Raw genomic sequence first — 16,373 nt, forward strand, 5'->3', positions numbered from 1 at the left:
TGTCGCGGGGTTCCTATGCTGGAGGATTCGACCGCCCTACAGACTCCGGAGACACGCCGATGCCCGCGACTGCCGAGCCCATCACGACCAGCGATGGTCGCTTGAATGTCCCGAACCACGTCATCATCCCGTTTATCGAGGGCGATGGCACCGGGCCGGACATCTGGGCGGCTTCCGTGCGGGTGTTCGATGCCGCGGTTGAGAAGGCGTACGGCGGGGAGCGGAAGATCCACTGGCACGAGGTGCTTGCCGGTGGCAAGGCTCACGACAAGACGGGTGACTGGCTGCCCGACGCGACGCTGGATGCGTTTCGCGAGTACCTGGTGGGCATCAAGGGCCCGCTGACCACCCCCACAGGTGGGGGGATTCGTTCCATTAATGTTGCGCTCAGGCAGCAGCTTGATTTGTACACGTGCCTGCGCCCCGTGCGCTGGTTTACGGGCGTGCCCAGCCCGCTGAAGAACCCCGGCGCGACGGACATGGTGATCTTCCGTGAGAACACCGAGGACATTTATGCGGGCATCGAGTTCGAGGCGGGCAGCGACGATCTCGCGAAGTTCAAGGAAGGCTTTACGAAGACCTTTCCCGATCGCTGGAAGAAGGTACGCTTCCCCGACTCGGTGGGCATCGGGCTCAAGCCCGTGTCTCAGGAGGGCACCGAGCGCCTTGTGCGGGCGGCGATCCAGTACGCGATCGACAACGACCGGCCCTCGGTGACGCTGGTCCACAAGGGCAACATCATGAAGTTTACCGAGGGCGCCTTCATGAAGTGGGGCTACGAAGTAGCGGCCGAGCACTTTGGGGCCAAGCCGCTGGATGGCGGGCCGTGGCACGAGTTCACCGCGCCCAACGGCGAGAAGATTGTCATCAAGGACGTGATCGCCGACGCGTTTTTGCAGCAGATCCTGTTGCGGCCGGCCGACTACGAGGTGATCGCGACGATGAACCTGAACGGCGATTACGTGAGCGACGCGCTGGCGGCGTGCGTGGGCGGCATCGGCATCGCGCCGGGGGCGAACATCAACTACGACACGGGGCACGCGATCTTCGAGGCCACGCACGGCACGGCCCCGAAGTACGCCGGCCAGGACAAGGTGAACCCGGGCAGCCTGATTCTGTCGGGCGAGCTGATGCTCCGCCACATGGGCTGGACGGAGGCGGCCGACCTGGTCATCAAGGGCGTCGAGGGAGCCATCGGCGCGAAGACGGTGACGTACGACTTCGAGCGGTTGATGGATGGAGCGACGCTGCTGAAGTGCAGTGAGTTTGGTGAGGCGGTTGTCGAGAAGATGGGATGAGAATGGGCCTCGCTCTGTCCGAGCCGCGTGCGTGAGCGCGTGGCCTTCTGATGGGTTCGTTTCAATCTAAGGCCTCGAGCTTACGCTCGCGGCTCGGTTGGAGAGACTGATGCGGCTGATGCTGTTCACCGACACGCTTGGCGATGTGAATGGCGTGAGCCGGTTCATTCGCAACATGGGGCACGAGTCGCTCAAGGCGGGATGCGAATTGCTGATCGCGACGTCGACACGGTTCGAGGTACCCGACGACCCATGCTTCTACAACGTCGCGCCCAAGTTCGCAATGAAGATGCCCAAGTACGCCGAGCTGGACATGGTGATCCCGCCCAAGGGCGCGATGGTGAGGCGCGCAGAGGAGTTTGCGCCCGACGTGGTTCATGTCTCGACGCCGGGGTCGGTGGGCAAGGTGGGGCGTGACTTTGCCAAAAAGCGCGGCATCCCGATCGCGGGCGTGTACCACACCGATTTCCCGGCGTATATGGACCACCTGTTTAACGACGAGATGTATGGGGCGGTGACGGCCCAGTACATGAAGTTCTTCTACAAGCCGTTCAAGCTGATCCTCTCTCGCAGCGAGCAGTACATGGAGTCGCTCGAGAAGCTGGGCTTCTCGCGGGATCGCATGGCCAAGCTCGAGCCGGGCATCCAGCTCGATGACTTCGATGCGAAGCACAAGGACGCGAGCGTGTGGGACGAGTATGGCCTGCCGCGAGATTCGGTGAAGGTGCTGTACGTGGGGCGGATCAGCACGGAGAAGAACCTGCCGATGCTGACGGGCATCTGGCCCCAGGTGCGCGAGCGTGCGAAGGCGGCGGGCGTGGATGCGCGGCTGGTGGTCGTGGGTGGCGGGCCATACCTCGATGATATGAAATCGACGCTCCACGGGCACGGCGTTGTGTTCCCGGGCTTCAAGCATGCGACGGAACTGGCAACGCTGTACGCGTCGTCGGACATGTTCGTGTTTCCATCGCTGACCGATACGCTGGGGCAGGTTGTGCTCGAGAGCCAGGCCAGCGGCATTCCGGTGATCGTGGCGGATCAGGGTGGGCCGAAGGAGGTCGTCGACGACGGCGTAACCGGCATGGTGCTGCCCGGCCACAAAACGCCTGCGTGGGTGGATGCGGTGGGCGACCTGGTGATCGACCACGACAAGCGCCAGGCGATGGGGGCGGCGGGAATCCCTTGGGCGCAGAAGTTCTCGATCTCGGCGAGCTTCGAGAAGTTCTGGGCGGCGCACGAGGCGCTCGTTCGTTCGCCCGCGGAGCAGCCCGCTTAGGGCCAGGGGTCGTAGGCGACGACGCGGTCGAGGGCGTTGCCTTCGCCCACAAGTGCCACCTGGGGGTGGTGGGCTTTGTACTCGGCCTCGTCCATGAAGGCGTAGTGCATGATGATCAGCTTGTCGCCGGGCTTGACCAGCAGGGCGGCGGCGCCGTTGACCTCGATGGCGCCGTCGTCGCCCAGGAAGACATAGGTCTCGAAGCGCTCGCCGTTGGTGGCGTTCGCGATCTCGACGGCGTCGCTGGCGCGGAGGCCGGTGGCCCGCAGCAGGCGGCGGTCGATGGTGATCGAGCCGACATAATCGGGCCGGGCAGCGGTGACGGCGGCCATATGGATCTTGCTGTGGAGGACTTTTCGGAGCATTGGAAGGGGATTGTACGAGGCGGGTTTGTCGGTTGCGAGCCGGCCGAACCTCGGCGGGCCAGCAATACTCTTATTGCCCCGTGCGTTAGGCCGCGAGGGCGCGGTGCGCCTGCACTACTGGAGATACCAACGATGACGAGCCTCATGAGTAGGATTTTGATCGGGTGTGCGAGCGTGGCGTCGGCCCTTGCCGTGGTCCAGCCCGCGTTTGGCCAGTTTGGCGGTGGTGGCGGATTCGGCGGTGCCGATGGGCCGCAGGTTAACCGCGAGCAACTCGAGGACTACGCCGACATCCTGGGGTTGGACGCCGACCAGCGCGAGATCGCCCAGATCATGCTTGAGGAGTACATCGACAGCGTGCAAACTTCGATGGACGAGGTCCGCGAGGCGATGCGGAACGCCAGGCAGGAATTCGAGGAGACGCGTGATGGCTCGGCCTTCCAGAACGCTCGAGAGTTGAGCCAAGCCTCCAATGAGCGTGCCGCGACCCTCGAAAGCCAGCTCATGGGCGACTTGCAGATGATGCTGACGCCCGAGCAGGCCGAGGCTTGGCCCAGGGTCGAGATGGCCCACCGCCGCGCGACGACGCTGCCCCGTGGGCTGATGAGCGGCGAGCGTGTGGACCTGTTCGAGATCGTGGACACGCTGGAACTCGACGGCGAGCCGGCTTCGGAAGCCTCGATGGTGCTGGCTGATTACGAGTTGGCTCTCGATCGCGTGCTGATCGCACGGAATGAGATGTTTGAGGAGGGCCTGCAGATGTTCCGCGACCGGGACTTTGAGTCGCTGCAGGACCATTTCGAGAAGGCTCGCGACGCGAGTGTACGGGTGCGTGACACCCACCGCAACTTTGCGCGTCGCTTGCAAGCCGTGATTCCCGAAGAAAAGCTGCCCGCGATGCAGACCGCGGTGCGTCGGGCGAGCTTCCCCACCGTGTACCGCCAGAACCGGGCCGACCGGGCGATTGAGGCTGCGCGCGGGCTCGATGACCTGAGCGACGACCAGCGATCGCAGATCAACGGCATCGCCGAGTCGACCGCGCGCCGGATGGACCAGGTGAACCGCAAGCTGGCCGACACCATCGAGAGCAACGAGGTCAACATGAACCTGCGTGACATGATGCGCGGGGGGCGACGCGGCAACGAGGACGGCACGCGAGAGCTCTTCCGCGAGAAGCGGGATGCGGTCAACAAGACCGTGGAGCAGCTGAAGGCCGTGCTCACCGAGGAGCAGGCCGCCAAGCTCGACGCGGCCGTTGGTACCGATGAGGACGGCGAGGGCCGTGGAGATCGGGCCCGCGGGCAGCGTGGCGGCGACCGGCAGCCCCAGCGGACTCGACAGCGCGAGTTCTGAATCGGGGGATTTCGGTAGACTGTGCGGGGTGACGGCATGGCCGGCGCGGCGCATCCGAACGGATGGAACGCCGCGCCGTTTTTGTGATCCGGCTGTGTGGGCCGGTTCGCCCTTGGCGTTGTGCAGGAGGCCTCGCGATGCGGACAACACTTGTTCTGGCGGCTGTTGGGCTGGGATTGTCGATGGGTGCCCCGGCTTTGGGGCAGCAGGTCGAGTCGGTCGTGGTCACCTCGTCAGCCTCGCCGGCCGGGCCGGGAAGCGGCCGTGCGTTGTCGCGAGATCGGGTGGAACGGATCGGCGAGGTTCTGGAACTCGACGAGCTCCAGCGCGAGGTCGCCATGGAACTCTTTAAGGAGGTCGCCGGCAAGCGGCAGGCGCTCGGTGACGCGATGCGGCAGAGCATCGAGAGCGCCCGCGAGCTGGCCGATGAGGGCGACTTCTCGGAGATGTTCACGCGCATCAAAGAAGTCACCGGCTCGTACCAGGATTCGGTCGACGCGCTGGAGAGCACCTTCCTGCAAGACGTTCGGGCCATGCTTACGGGCGACCAGGAAGCGCTCTGGCCCAAGGCCGAACGGCTGCACCGGCGCGGGCAGCACATGGGCTCGCTCACCCGCTCGCAGGCGCGCGTGGATCTGGACGAGTTGGTGCGGGCACAGTTCGAGTCCGTGTATGCCCGGCAGGACGTGGCCGAGGTGCTGGACCGCTGGGCCGTGCAGGTGGACGGGCTGCTGGTGGAACGTGCGAGGAAGGCGGAGGACATCGGCGGCGGTGCAGGATTCCAGGGCGGCATCGTCATGATCGGCGGCGGCGATGATCCGTACGAGGACCTTCGGGCCATCGACGCGCGGATCGTGTCGGCCAGCGAACAAGCCGTGCGCAACCTGAGCGGCGCGATCGAGGACAACTCGATCGAACAGGAGTGGATCCGCAAGTCGTTCGCGCGCGTGTACCGACAGACCGATGGCGAGCGGCGGCTGGAAGCGGCGAACGCGCTTGAGAGCCTCACCACCGAGCAGAAGGAACAGCTCGACGCCGTGACCGAGCAGCACGGCCGCGATGTCGGGACGGCCCGGGACCGGTGGGTGGCCGCCGAGAAGGAACGTGAGAAGGAAAACACGCTGCCGCCCGGGGTGATGGTGATGATCGACGGCCAGGAGCCCACGCCGAGCGACGAGGCCCGCAAGGCGGTCAAGGAACTCGACGAGCGGCTGGAAGCGAAGCTGGCCGCGATCCTGAGCGAGGACCAGTTGGCCGAGCTTCCTGCGGCCAGTGAGTCGTTCGACGAGGTGCGATTTAACCCAAGTGGGGGCACCCGTCGATCGATCCGGATCGGTGGATAGGCCGTAGAATGAACGAGAAGTGCGTCTGCTTCTGCCCGGGGGCGTGCAACTTCAGGGGCGAAGTCCCGAAATAAGTGCTAGTCTCGGAAGGGTTTCCGTGGGTTCCGATCACTCCATTCGTGGGTGGCACCCGGCCGGGCAACAGGGGAAGAGCATCATGCGAGCATTGGCGAGAAGCAGTCGCACGGGCGCGGGCTTTGTTTGGATTTTGATTTGTGCTTTATTGGGCACCCTGGCCTCTCCGGCGATGGCCCAGTTTGGCGGCATGGGGGGCATGGGTGACACCATGCAGTTCGCCATCAGCCGCGAATCAGTGGGCACGTACTCGGACATCCTGGGCTTCGACGAGTTGCAGCGTGAGACCGCCGAGATGCTGCATCGCGACTACATCGACAAGTTCAAGCGGGCCAGTGACACCATCGAGGACGCGATGCGGTCGCTCCAGGAAGATGCGAGTAAGACCGGTGACTGGCAGAAGATGATGAAGCCCATGGGCAAGATCATGCTGGGGTTCATCGATCGGTTGGAGGATCTGGAGGAGACGTTCTTTAACGATCTCGAGATGCTCGCGATCGAGCCCGCGCAGCAGGAGGCGTTTGTCCGGGTCGAGCGTGCCCGCCGTCGCGAGGAAGTGGAGATGGCCAGCCAGATGAGCGTGGTGAGCGGGGGGACGCTCGACCTGCACGAAATCGCCCGTGAGGTCGAGATTTCGGGCAATGAGGCGGCTCGTGAGGCGTTGCTCGCCTATGAGGCGGAGATCGACCCTATCTACGCACGCTTGATCGACCGATCGACCGAGTTCTCACGTGGCTGGCTGGAGCGCATGCGGGACATGGACGAAGACAGCGAGAACATGGGCTTCGATGCGGAAGCCATGACGCAGATGCAGGAAGCGATGGCCGACCTGCGTGAGTTGGGCACCCAGGGCAAGGCCGTCAACGCCCGGTACGCTCGCCAGATCATGCAGATCCTGCCCGCCGAGAATCAGGCCAGGTGGGATCGCGAGGTCAAGCGTCGTTCGTGGCCGACCGTATACCGCCAGAGCAAGGCCGAGCGCCAGATCGAGGCCGCCGGCAAGCTCGATGACTTGTCGGCATCGCAAAGCGAGAGCTTGGACGCCATCCGTTCGAGCTACCAGCGCGAGGTCGCGCCGGTGAACGAGCGGTGGGCCAAGGCGATCGACAGCCAGCAGGCCGAGGGCGAGCAGGGCTGGTGGGGCTTTGGGGGTGAAAACTCCGAGGCCGACGAAGCCGAGGAGGCCCGCAAGGAGATCGACGAGCGATTCATCGAGCGGGTGCGGTCGATCCTGACATCCGATCAGATCGAACGCATGCCCGAGGTGGGCGACTCGGGATTTGATGCCGACGAGGTCTTGCGGCAGTTTGGTGGGGGCTGATCCACATTGGATAGTGCAGCAGCGACAGATCGATCGTCGGATGTGGGCTCCAGCAACGGCCATGTTGCCGGGGCCGCTTCCGATTCCGCGAAGGTTCCCGCACCGATGCTGACCGAGGCCCCGACCGTGGAGCGTGCGATCGCGCGGCTGATGGGCGGCGATGATGTCGCGCGTCTGCACTGCGCCCCCATCGGGGAGAGTGAAGATCGGGTTGTTCTGGCGATGCTCGACCCGCAAGACTGGGCCTCGGCCGACGAGGCATCGCTGATCGTGGACAGGCCGGTGACGCCGGTCGCTATCGCCGAACCCGCGTTCCGGGCGCTCGTGCAGCGCGAGTATGGCACGACGGCGGCAGCGATGGCGGCGAGCCTGGGCGAGGGCGACGACGAGGTGCTGGCCAACCTCGAGTCGATCGAGGCCGAAGACCTGCACCGGATGGCCGAGCAGCCCTCGCTGATCAACCTGGTGAACCTGCTGATCCTCGAAGCGATCCGGCTTGGCGGCAGCGACGTACATGTTGAACCGTTCGAGCGGGATCTGAAGGTGAAGTACCGCATCGACGGCGTGCTGGTCGAACAGCAGCCGCCTCCCAAGCGGTTGCAGCCGGCAATCACCAGCCGAATCAAGATCATGGCGGGGATGAACATCGCCGAGCGGTACGCGCCGCAAGACGGGCACATCACGCTGCGGTTCGATGGTCGCAAGATCGACATCCGCGTTTCGACGGCACCGACGATCTACGGCGAATCGATCGTGATGCGCGTGCTAGACAAGCAGTCGTTGCAACTCGATCTGAAGACGCTGGGCATGCGCGAGACCGATCGCATCGAGATCGATCGGCTGATCGCCATCCCGCACGGCATGGTTCTGGTCACCGGGCCGACCGGCTCGGGTAAGACAACAACGTTGTATGCGGCGCTCAGCAAGCTGTACGACCCACGCAAGAAGATCATCACGATCGAAGACCCGGTGGAGTATGAGCTCGAGGGCGTGAACCAGATTCCGGTCAATCCCAAGCGTGGGCTGAGCTTCGCGTCGGGTTTGCGATCGATCTTGCGGCAGGACCCAGATGTGGTTATGGTCGGCGAGATCCGCGACGGCGAGACCGCCGAAATCTCGGTGCGCGCCGCCATGACGGGCCACTTGATCTTGTCGACGCTCCACACCAACGACGCGGCAAGCGCGGTGGGCCGCATGCTGGATATGGGCATCGAGCCCTTCCTGCTGGCCAGCGTGCTCGAAGCGGTCATCGCCCAGCGGCTTGGGCGGCGTTTGTCGAGCAAGTTCGCGTTCCCCCACCGGCCGACCGATGCCGAGATGCTGCGGCTAACCGCGCAGGAGCGGGCATTGTTCGCCGACGCACAGGGCGAGGCGATCGATTCGCACGACGCGGGCATGTCGTTCTTCAAGGGTCGCATCGGCTTCTACGAACTGATGACCGTGACCCGCGCGATGCGCACGGCCATCGGCGAGCGCGTGAACGCGCACAAGCTGCTCGAGACGGCCGGTCCCTCGCACCTGACCATGCGACGCGACGGCCTGCTCAAGGCCCAGCAAGGGCTGACCACCGTGGGCGAGGTGCTGCGGGCGACGCAGGATAGCGGCACCGACCTGCTGCTTGAGGATTCGGACTGATGCCGAGCTTTCGCGTGCAGTGCGCGGGCGGGGGCGACGCCCCGATCATCGACGCGCCGACGCGCGCGGCGGCGATCCGTGAGGTTTCGCGCCGTGGTATGACGCCGCTGCTGGTCGAGCCGATGGACGCGTTCACCGCGTCGAAGAGCGTGGCGGCGGAGCACAACGAGCAGGGTGCGACCGCTCGTGGCTTTTCGCTCAGCAGCGGCCGATACAGCGGCACGCAACGGGCCGCGGTGATGCGTGAGCTGGCAACGGGCCTGGACGCTGGCCTGCCGCTGGTGCAAGCGCTGCGGTTGATCGCGCGGCAGCGGGGCAGCAAGGCGCAGCGGGCGGTGATGGAGCGGGTGATCGAGAAGGTCGAGGCGGGCCGTGGGCTCGGTGACGCGTTTGAGGCGTCGCCCGAGCTCGCCAGCGATCTGAGCGTGAGCATGGTGCGCGCGGGCGAGGCGTCGGGCAAGCTGGGCGAGGTGCTCGGGCAACTTGCCGACTTGCTCGAGCGCGACGTCCGGCTGCGGCGGGCTCTGGTTGGCGCGACGACCTATCCCGGGCTGCTGATGGTGCTGTGCCTGGCGTCGATCGTGCTGGTCTCGACCGTGATCGCGCCGAAGATCCTCGAAGAGGCGGCCGGCGCGATCGACAAGCTGCCCTGGCCCACGCTCGTGGTTCAGGCGTTCGCGAACCTGGTGCTCGGCTGGTGGTGGCTGCTGCTGGCGTTGTTCGGGCTGCTGATCGCGGGCTTCGTGGCGATGCGGCGAAGCGACGAGGGCCGGCTGAGCATGGACAAGGCGCTACTGGCGACCCCGTTGATTGGACTGCTTGCACGCGACGTGGCCGTGAGCCGGTTCACGCGCACGCTGGGCACGCTGACGGGCTCGGGCATCAGCTTGTTGCAGGCGCTTCGCATCACGCGGGCGACGCTGAACAACCGGGCGCTCGAGAACGTGATCGACGATGTCGTGACTCAGGTATCGCATGGCAAAACGCTGGCCACACCCATGGAACAGAGCGGGTACTTCCCGCCGATGCTCGTGCAAATCGTGGCGATGGGCGAGCGGTCCGGACGACTCGAAGAATTGCTGGGCCACGCGGCCCGGGCGATGGAAGAACGCACCGAGGCGACGCTGAAGATGGTGACCACGCTGCTGCCGCCATTGCTGGTGGTGATGATGGCGGGAGTGGTTGGGTTCATCGTGCTGGCGATCCTGCTGCCGATGCTCGAATTGCAGGACGTGGCCGGGAACGCGATGTGAACAGTGGAATTGGATATGGAGCGCAGAGCATGAACCAGAACAAGCGTCGCCAGCGGCGTCGGGTCGGGCGAGCATTCACGATTATCGAGGTGCTGGTGATCATCACGATCATGGGCATCATCGCGGCCGTCGTCGTGCCGCGCCTGTTCAGCCGCATCGGGCAGAGCCGCCAGGCGACCGCGCAGAGCAACGCGTCGAGCATCGCGGGCCAGGTTCAGGTGTTCCTGATCGACATGGGCAAGCTGCCCGATTCGGGCACGCTCGAGTTCCTGCGCGTCGAGCCCAGCGGCATGAGCGGCACCTGGAACGGGCCATATCTGAGCAACGATGAGGCGCTAAACGACCCGTGGGGCAACCCGTTCATCATTCTGGCGCCGGGTGAGAAGAACACCGACTTCGACATCATCAGCTTCGGTGCCGACGGGCAGCCGGGCGGCGAGGGCGAGGACGCGGACATCGTCGCGCCGTGATCGGCGCGGCGGGCATTCCTGATCTGGAGCGATGATGGGCCGGGCGTTCACGCTGGTTGAGTTGATGGTGACGCTGGTGATCGTCGGGCTGATCCTGGGCCTGATGGTCCCGCGCGTGGCGACCATGGCCGGGCGCGGGGTGTCGGCCGAGGCGGACGCAGTGGCCGGCTTGCTCTCGAACGCGGCCGGGCGCGGGGCGATCGCGTCGGAACCGCTGCGTGTGCGGGCCGAGGCGAAGCGTGTGGAAGTCGAGCGGCGGGTCCTCGAGACATCGGGCCGCAACGAGGTGTGGGTTTGGCGGCGGGATCCGTTCATGCCGGCGGTGACGCTAAATCACGGGACGATCTCGGAGGTGTACCTGGACGGGCAACCGGTCTCGGGCACGCCGTGGATCGTTGAGTTGGGCGGCGGCAGGAGCGTGGAACTCGGGCTGGCCGGGAGCGATGCGCGTGTGAGCGTCGCGTTGATGGCCGGCGCGTTGCGTGCGGTGGTGGTCGAGGGCGAACGGCTCATCGAGCCCCCGGGCCGCGTGGACCTGGACGCGACCGGGATGGAGAGCACGCCGTGGTGAGGCGCTCCGCACGTCAACGTGGTTTTCTGCTGGTCGATGTGATCGTTGGCACGGTGTTGCTTGGCGTTGCGCTGGGCGGCATCCTGGCGGTCTCGACGCGGGCGCTGTCGATGCAGCGTGAGGCCGCCGACCTGCGGCAGGCGGGCATGGTGGCCGACGAGGTGATGTCGACCATCCACGCGTATGGCACCGACGAGTACACGCAGGTGATGCGTTCTCGCGGGAGGGCGAGCGAGCCGTTCGAGCGGTTCGAGTACGAGGTGGACATCGACACCGGACGCGCGGGCGAGGCCGACGAGGTGAATATTCGCGTGCGGTGGCAATCGGCAACGGGTCAGTCGCGTTCTTTCGAGTTGGATGCCCTGATCGCCCCGAGGCTGGGCGACGATCCCGACCCGAACCGCCAGCCGCCGGAGCCGATCGACCGATGATCCACACGACGCGGCACCAACACGGGTTCACACTCGTCGAGACGCTGGTGGCGGCGGGGATTGTCGTGATGATCTCGGCCTTGGTGGCCGGTTCGGTCGCGCGGCTTTCCTCGGCTCGGCAGGCCTCGCGCGCGCAGGCTCGCGCGTGGGCCAGCGCCGATCGGGCGGCACAGATGGTGCAACGGGCCGTGCTCCAGACCGTCCGGCGTCAGGACCTGACGCAGACACGGCTGGTCATCCGCGATGGCGGCCGGGGTGATTCGGCCCAGGATTCGATTTACATGCTGGCCCGCGGGTTGGAGCCGGTGCGGCCGGTGAGCAACGCCGCGCTCGAAAGCGAGGGCGGCGAGTTCGAGGTTGGGTTCAAGGTGCGCGGCGGTGCCGAGGGACCGGCGCTGTGGCGCCGGGCGGACATGGGCTTCGATGAGTACCAGGACGCGGGCGGCGTGGCGACCGAAGTGGCGCGTGACGTGGTCTCCTTTTCGGTGACGGCCGGTGATGCCGAGGGCGTGTGGGCCGCGTGGGATTCCGATCAGACCGGGTTGCCGCACATGGTCTTGATCGAGGTGCGCACGCGCACGCCCGATGGGCGCGGATCGGCTGTGGCTCGGCGGGTAGCGTCGATCCCGCGGGTGTTCGGGCAACCCACGCTTGCCGAGGTCGAAGCCGCCAGCGAGGCCGTTGGGGGTGGCGGATGAGGCACGCCCGGCGGAGCTTCGCGACGGTGCTGGCGCTGTGGGTCATCGGCCTGACGGCGGTGCTCGTGCTGGGCGTGCAGTCGGCGGGCATCGGGCAGGCGTTCGGCGCTCGTGACAGCCTAGCCGAGGTTCGCGCCCGCTGGGCGGCGATCTCGGGCATGGAGCGGATGATCGCCATCCTTGCCGACGACACCGAGGACCCGCACCCGACCGACGCGTACGACGTGTACGACCGGATGTCGGATGCGGCCCGTGGCACTGTCGGCGGCGGGTCGTACTCGATCGAGCACTGGGAGGGCGGCGAGCGGTTCGATGGGCCGGCCGATGCCGGCGCTCGCATCAACATCGCGCGCATGTCGAGCGAGGACTTGTTCTGGCTGCCCAACATGACCGAGGACCTGATCTCGCGGATCATCGATTGGACGGACCCCGATGACGAGGTGAGCCCGCTTGGGGCCGAGATCGGGTCGTACCTCTCTCAGGAACATTCGTACGAGCCGCGGAACGGGCCATTGCAAACCATCGAGGAGTTGGAACTGCTCCTGGGCATCCTGCCCATGGACGTGCGCGAGGAGGACTGGAACCTCAACGGCGTGCTCGACCCCAACGAGAACGATGGCGACGACGTCTGGCCGCGTGATAACGCCGACGGCGTGCTGGAAGCGGGCTGGTCGGGCATCCTGACGGTGGTGAGCGCCGAGAGCACATTCGGATTGTCGGGGCAGCCGCGTGTGCGGCTGGGGCTTGGCCTGGGCGGTGCGGAGCTTGTCGGCCGCGTGGGCATTACGGCCGAGCAGGCCGACGTGATCGCGCAGTATGCCGGCACGAACGCCGCTTCGCTCGAGGCGCTGATCAACACGCCGCTGCGGTCGCTGCCGGGGCTGACCGGACAAGCGATCGATCCGCGGGCCCAACCGCTGACCGATGAGCAGATCGGTCTCTTGCTCGAAGAAGCGGCCCTCGATTCGCCCTGGCTAGACGACACCGGGCCGACCTTGCCCGGGCGGATCAACCTGAACACGATCTCCGAGGACGCCCTGGCGTATGCGCCCGGCGTCACCAGTTCGGTCGCGGAGATCCTGATCCGCGAGCGAGCCGGGCGGGCGTTGGGGTTCAGGACCGTGGCGGACATGCTCGACGTGCCGGGCTTGACGCGAGGGCGCGTGCAGGAGCTGATCCAGGTGTTCGGGTTTCGAAGCTCTGTGTTCGTGATTCGCAGCGTGGGCGTGGACGAGGCGTCTGGCATGCGCGTAGAACTGATCGCAACGGTGGATCGGTCTCGGCTGCCCGTGGTCATCCGTGACGTGGTTATCCGATAGGCAAGGCTGGGTAAGGGGAGCATTTGGCCAAGAAACGCGAACAGACGGAATCCCGCGGGGTGGTCGCGTTCGATCGCGCGGGCGATCGTGGTGCCGAGGTTGTGCTCCAGGGCTCGGGCCAGCGCTTCCGGCTGTCGACTCGTGCGAGCTCGGTGTCCGGTTCGAGCGAGATGCCCCGTGTGGGCGTGACGCCCTGGGCGCGCACGCTGGTGCGCTGCCGGGGTGTGGACGCCCTGCCGAGCGATGAGATGGTTCGCGTGCTGGACGTGCTGGGCGACGGCGAGCTGCCCGAGCGCGTGCCGCCGTGGCGCCGCGCTTGCGGTGCGCTGCCGACCGAGGGGCAGGGCCATACGGCGCTGCTCACGGCCTGGATGGCCGGCGATGGGGACCCGGCGGACGAAGCGCACACCACCTATGCGACAGCGCCGGCGGCCCTTGGCCTAGCGGTCTCGCTGGCCCAGGGGTGTGCGTACGCCAGCGACGACGCCCAGGGCGTGCTGATCGTGGCGGCCAGCGGGCCCGAGGGGCTCTTGGTGCGGGCGCTGCGCGAGGTGCCAGGCGTGGTTGGCAGCGACGAGCACGTCGAACGCCGGCTGCGCGAGGCGGCCGGGGCGGTTGGGCTCCATGACGACGAGGTGAAGTCGGCGCTGGCAGGGTCGGCCTCGCCCTGGGATGGCCGGCGTGTGGGCTGGTCGCGGGGCGTGGGCGACGCGATCGCCAGTCGGGTGCAGGGGTGGCCTCAGGATGCCGGCGAGGCCGCGGGCGTGCTCTTGCCCACGTGTGCGGCGATGCTGGCGCTCTCCGATGACGCGGCGGTTCGGGCGCTCGCCGGGCTGCGCGCCGGCCAGCCCACGACGCGGGCAACGCTCGGCCAGCGTGTGGACGCATGGCTGGTTTCGCCCCGGCACGTGGCGCTGGCGTGCGCGGTGTTCGTGCTGGTGCTGCTGTTCTCGCCGTTGCTGGCCGCGAAGGTGCGCGAGGCGATGCTGGTGTCGAAGGAGCGGCGAGCCGAGGCCCTGCGAGAGCGGTATCAGGCCGACGCTCGCAAGGCGTCGATCTATGGGCAGCTCAACGAGCGCGTGTGGCCCATGACTAAGATGCTGGCCGAGGTGAGCGCGGCGGCTCCGGTCCACGTCGTGGTGCAGAGCGTGCGGATGGACAGCACCGCGCAGATCGATATCGAGGGCTTTGTCCAGGTCGCGCCGAGCGGGCCGACGCTCGAGGGGCCGCCCGAGACGCTGCTGACCCAGTTCGAGTCGGCACTGAACGACCTGGGGACGCTCGGAGCGGTCACGGTCGTGCGGCGCGAGGTAGTCGAAGACTCGGTCGAGTTCCAGATCAGTGCCCGGGTTCGAAACGCGGTGTCGCGGGGCAGCGTGCCGATGGACTATGCCGAGATGCCGCTGGCCGAGGTGCTGTATGGCGAGGGCGCGACCAACGACACGACGCCGATCATCGCGGCCGCGAGTTCGTCGGGTGGTCGGGCGAGGCCGTCCGCCGCCGCACGAGACGGTTCGAGCGATCGATCGGAGCGCGATGGCGCGATCGAATCTGGCCGGAGCGCGTCGGGCGATCGGCGGCCCTCGGGCGAGAGTGGGCCGGCATCGGTCGACGGCGTGCCGACGCCGATCACCGACGAGCAGATCGCCGGCATGGACCGGGCACAACTGATGAGCGAGTGGCGGGTGCGGCTGAGCGCATCGCGCGATACCAACAACGATGAGGGCACACGGGCAAGGCTGTCGGAAGAGGCGACCAAGCTCATCGAACGCTATCGTGAAGTGGGGAGCGGCGGATGACCGTACCAGCAAGCACAACGCGCTCGGGGCCGCTGGCCTGGTACGGCGGGCTGCCCAGGTCCGTCCGCTGGCTGGTGCTGGCCGGGCTTGGCATCGGGGCGTACTTCTTGGTGGTCGAGCCGGTGATCGACGCCACCGTCAAGGCGAACGGGAACGCCGACGCGATGGCGGCCCGCATCCGAGCGGTTAACGCGATGGGCCAGCGGGCGCAGGGCCACCAGCAGTTGATCGCCCTTGGCTCGCGCTTGCATGGCGAGGTTGAGCTGCCCGGACCGCGGAGCGAGCGGGCGACGGCGCTCAACCGGGCGGTCGACCGGGCGCTGCGCGACGCGGGTGTCTCCGGGGCCCGCACGCAAACCAGCGAGCAGAACCTGGCCGACGGCCCGGCAACGCAGTACTTCGGTGGGCGCGGCTCGCTGGTGAAGCTCGTGAGCACGCTGAGCTTCGACGCCTCGCCCGAGGCCTTCAGCACCGTGCTTGGGGCCCTTGAAGCGAGCCCGGACGTGGCGGCCGTAACACGTGTGATCGTGCTACGGGCGGATGATGGTTCGCGGCAGGTATCCGCCACGCTGACGGTCGAGGCCTGGGCGCTCGGGAGCAAGGCGCGTGAGACGGCGGGAGGCGCGTCATGATCGCTCCGAGATCGGCTTGGATTCTCGTTGGCGCTGCCGGCACGGCGGCGGGCGTGGCTCTGGTCGTCGGGCTGGGTGGCGTGGCGCAGTCGGCGATGTTGTCCCTGCCATCGGATGACCCGATCGCCAACGAGGCCACCGAACTCGGCGACGTGACGGCCGCGTATCGCGCACAATTGGACGGGCGTTCGCCGTTCTTTGTCCCCGGTGCGCCCCCCCCACCGCCGCCGCCGCCACCACCTCCCGCGTCGCCCCCACCGCCGCCGCCACCGCCTTCCCCGCCTCCCGCACCGAGTTCGTACGGCGGGCCGGATGTCGTGGCCGTGGTGAACGGCAGCGTGCTGTTCGACGACAAGCGCATGCTGTCGGTTGGCGATGGCGAGGACGATGGATTGCAGGTGCTCGAGGCATCGGCGCCGTGGTCGATCAAGGTATTGTGGAAAGGCATCGAGTTCGACGTGCCCTTGATGGATCGGGATCGGATTGTCATTCCCCGGGACGAGCGGGACTCGTCGTCGGCGGGCTAAGCGAGGT

16 protein-coding genes are annotated in these 16,373 nt (G+C 66.8%); 15 read left to right on the forward strand and 1 reads right to left on the reverse strand.

Features of this window, described 5'->3' with window-relative positions:
* Positions 1–59: 59 nt before the first annotated feature.
* Together icd and NCW75_09580 are read left to right on the forward strand one after the other, a co-directional pair.
* Positions 60–1,298, forward strand: a complete 1,239-nt coding sequence (gene icd / locus NCW75_09575) for an NADP-dependent isocitrate dehydrogenase (protein UYV11550.1) — start codon at positions 60–62, stop codon at positions 1,296–1,298.
* Between the two features lie 109 nt (positions 1,299–1,407).
* Positions 1,408–2,574: a glycosyltransferase family 1 protein gene (locus NCW75_09580; protein ID UYV11551.1), complete on the forward strand. Its 1,167-nt coding sequence runs from the start codon at positions 1,408–1,410 to the stop codon at positions 2,572–2,574.
* On the opposite strand, the gene NCW75_09585 is transcribed toward NCW75_09580, so the two are convergent.
* On the reverse strand, positions 2,571–2,939 hold the full coding sequence (locus tag NCW75_09585; GenBank protein UYV11552.1) for an aspartate 1-decarboxylase: 369 nt from the start codon (positions 2,937–2,939) through the stop codon (positions 2,571–2,573). The genes NCW75_09580 and NCW75_09585 overlap by 4 nt on opposite strands.
* A gap of 144 nt (positions 2,940–3,083) precedes the next feature.
* Here NCW75_09585 and NCW75_09590 point away from each other — a divergent pair, with 144 nt between their 5' ends.
* The 13 genes from NCW75_09590 to NCW75_09650 all read left to right on the forward strand — a co-directional run bounded on the left by NCW75_09590 (position 3,084) and on the right by NCW75_09650 (position 16,366).
* Complete coding sequence (locus tag NCW75_09590) at positions 3,084–4,292, forward strand: hypothetical protein (GenBank protein ID UYV11553.1); 1,209 nt, start codon at positions 3,084–3,086, stop codon at positions 4,290–4,292.
* Positions 4,293–4,429: 137 nt separating this feature from the next.
* Entirely contained in the window at positions 4,430–5,635 is a 1,206-nt protein-coding gene (locus NCW75_09595) for a hypothetical protein (protein UYV11554.1), read from the forward strand.
* 247 nt (positions 5,636–5,882) lie between these two features.
* Positions 5,883–7,031, forward strand: coding sequence for a hypothetical protein (locus NCW75_09600; GenBank protein UYV11555.1), 1,149 nt, complete (start codon positions 5,883–5,885; stop codon positions 7,029–7,031).
* Between the two features lie 105 nt (positions 7,032–7,136).
* Positions 7,137–8,666, forward strand: coding sequence for a GspE/PulE family protein (locus NCW75_09605; protein ID UYV11556.1), 1,530 nt, complete (start codon positions 7,137–7,139; stop codon positions 8,664–8,666).
* A complete protein-coding gene (locus NCW75_09610) occupies positions 8,666–9,919 on the forward strand; it encodes a type II secretion system F family protein (protein ID UYV11557.1) in 1,254 nt (417 codons plus the stop codon). Before NCW75_09605 ends, NCW75_09610 begins: the two co-directional genes overlap by 1 nt.
* A gap of 29 nt (positions 9,920–9,948) precedes the next feature.
* Positions 9,949–10,389: a type II secretion system major pseudopilin GspG gene (gene gspG / locus NCW75_09615; protein ID UYV11558.1), complete on the forward strand. Its 441-nt coding sequence runs from the start codon at positions 9,949–9,951 to the stop codon at positions 10,387–10,389.
* A gap of 34 nt (positions 10,390–10,423) precedes the next feature.
* Positions 10,424–10,960, forward strand: coding sequence for a type II secretion system GspH family protein (locus NCW75_09620; GenBank protein UYV11559.1), 537 nt, complete (start codon positions 10,424–10,426; stop codon positions 10,958–10,960).
* On the forward strand, positions 10,954–11,391 hold the full coding sequence (locus NCW75_09625) for a hypothetical protein (protein ID UYV11560.1): 438 nt from the start codon (positions 10,954–10,956) through the stop codon (positions 11,389–11,391). The genes NCW75_09620 and NCW75_09625 overlap by 7 nt, the downstream gene beginning before the upstream one ends.
* Positions 11,388–12,089: a type II secretion system GspH family protein gene (locus tag NCW75_09630; GenBank protein ID UYV11561.1), complete on the forward strand. Its 702-nt coding sequence runs from the start codon at positions 11,388–11,390 to the stop codon at positions 12,087–12,089. Before NCW75_09625 ends, NCW75_09630 begins: the two co-directional genes overlap by 4 nt.
* Positions 12,086–13,408, forward strand: a complete 1,323-nt coding sequence (locus tag NCW75_09635; GenBank protein UYV11562.1) for a type II secretion system protein GspK — start codon at positions 12,086–12,088, stop codon at positions 13,406–13,408. Before NCW75_09630 ends, NCW75_09635 begins: the two co-directional genes overlap by 4 nt.
* 23 nt (positions 13,409–13,431) lie before the next feature.
* Positions 13,432–15,207 carry a hypothetical protein gene (locus tag NCW75_09640; GenBank protein UYV11563.1) on the forward strand — a complete coding sequence of 592 codons (1,776 nt, stop codon included), beginning with the start codon at positions 13,432–13,434 and terminating at the stop codon, positions 15,205–15,207.
* Positions 15,204–15,839 carry a type II secretion system protein M gene (locus tag NCW75_09645; GenBank protein UYV11564.1) on the forward strand — a complete coding sequence of 212 codons (636 nt, stop codon included), beginning with the start codon at positions 15,204–15,206 and terminating at the stop codon, positions 15,837–15,839. The genes NCW75_09640 and NCW75_09645 overlap by 4 nt, the downstream gene beginning before the upstream one ends.
* Positions 15,836–16,366, forward strand: a complete 531-nt coding sequence (locus NCW75_09650) for a hypothetical protein (GenBank protein ID UYV11565.1) — start codon at positions 15,836–15,838, stop codon at positions 16,364–16,366. The genes NCW75_09645 and NCW75_09650 overlap by 4 nt, the downstream gene beginning before the upstream one ends.
* The last annotated feature ends 7 nt before the right edge of the window (positions 16,367–16,373 follow it).

This window comes from Phycisphaera sp. (assembly GCA_025916675.1).
Lineage (GTDB): Bacteria > Planctomycetota > Phycisphaerae > Phycisphaerales > UBA1924 > JAHCJI01.

What these genes read in the sequence shown, in the direction of transcription:
- icd (UYV11550.1), top strand. Translation starts at nt 60, where the DNA reads ATGCCCGCGACTGCCGAGCCCATCACGACCAGCGATGGTCGCTTGAAT.
- NCW75_09580 (UYV11551.1), top strand. Translation starts at nt 1,408, where the DNA reads ATGCGGCTGATGCTGTTCACCGACACGCTTGGCGATGTGAATGGCGTG.
- NCW75_09585 (UYV11552.1), bottom strand. Translation starts at nt 2,939, where the DNA reads ATGCTCCGAAAAGTCCTCCACAGCAAGATCCATATGGCCGCCGTCACC.
- NCW75_09590 (UYV11553.1), top strand. Translation starts at nt 3,084, where the DNA reads ATGAGTAGGATTTTGATCGGGTGTGCGAGCGTGGCGTCGGCCCTTGCC.
- NCW75_09595 (UYV11554.1), top strand. Translation starts at nt 4,430, where the DNA reads ATGCGGACAACACTTGTTCTGGCGGCTGTTGGGCTGGGATTGTCGATG.
- NCW75_09600 (UYV11555.1), top strand. Translation starts at nt 5,883, where the DNA reads ATGGCCCAGTTTGGCGGCATGGGGGGCATGGGTGACACCATGCAGTTC.
- NCW75_09605 (UYV11556.1), top strand. Translation starts at nt 7,137, where the DNA reads ATGCTGACCGAGGCCCCGACCGTGGAGCGTGCGATCGCGCGGCTGATG.
- NCW75_09610 (UYV11557.1), top strand. Translation starts at nt 8,666, where the DNA reads ATGCCGAGCTTTCGCGTGCAGTGCGCGGGCGGGGGCGACGCCCCGATC.
- gspG (UYV11558.1), top strand. Translation starts at nt 9,949, where the DNA reads ATGAACCAGAACAAGCGTCGCCAGCGGCGTCGGGTCGGGCGAGCATTC.
- NCW75_09620 (UYV11559.1), top strand. Translation starts at nt 10,424, where the DNA reads ATGGGCCGGGCGTTCACGCTGGTTGAGTTGATGGTGACGCTGGTGATC.
- NCW75_09630 (UYV11561.1), top strand. Translation starts at nt 11,388, where the DNA reads ATGATCCACACGACGCGGCACCAACACGGGTTCACACTCGTCGAGACG.
- NCW75_09635 (UYV11562.1), top strand. Translation starts at nt 12,086, where the DNA reads ATGAGGCACGCCCGGCGGAGCTTCGCGACGGTGCTGGCGCTGTGGGTC.
- NCW75_09645 (UYV11564.1), top strand. Translation starts at nt 15,204, where the DNA reads ATGACCGTACCAGCAAGCACAACGCGCTCGGGGCCGCTGGCCTGGTAC.
- NCW75_09650 (UYV11565.1), top strand. Translation starts at nt 15,836, where the DNA reads ATGATCGCTCCGAGATCGGCTTGGATTCTCGTTGGCGCTGCCGGCACG.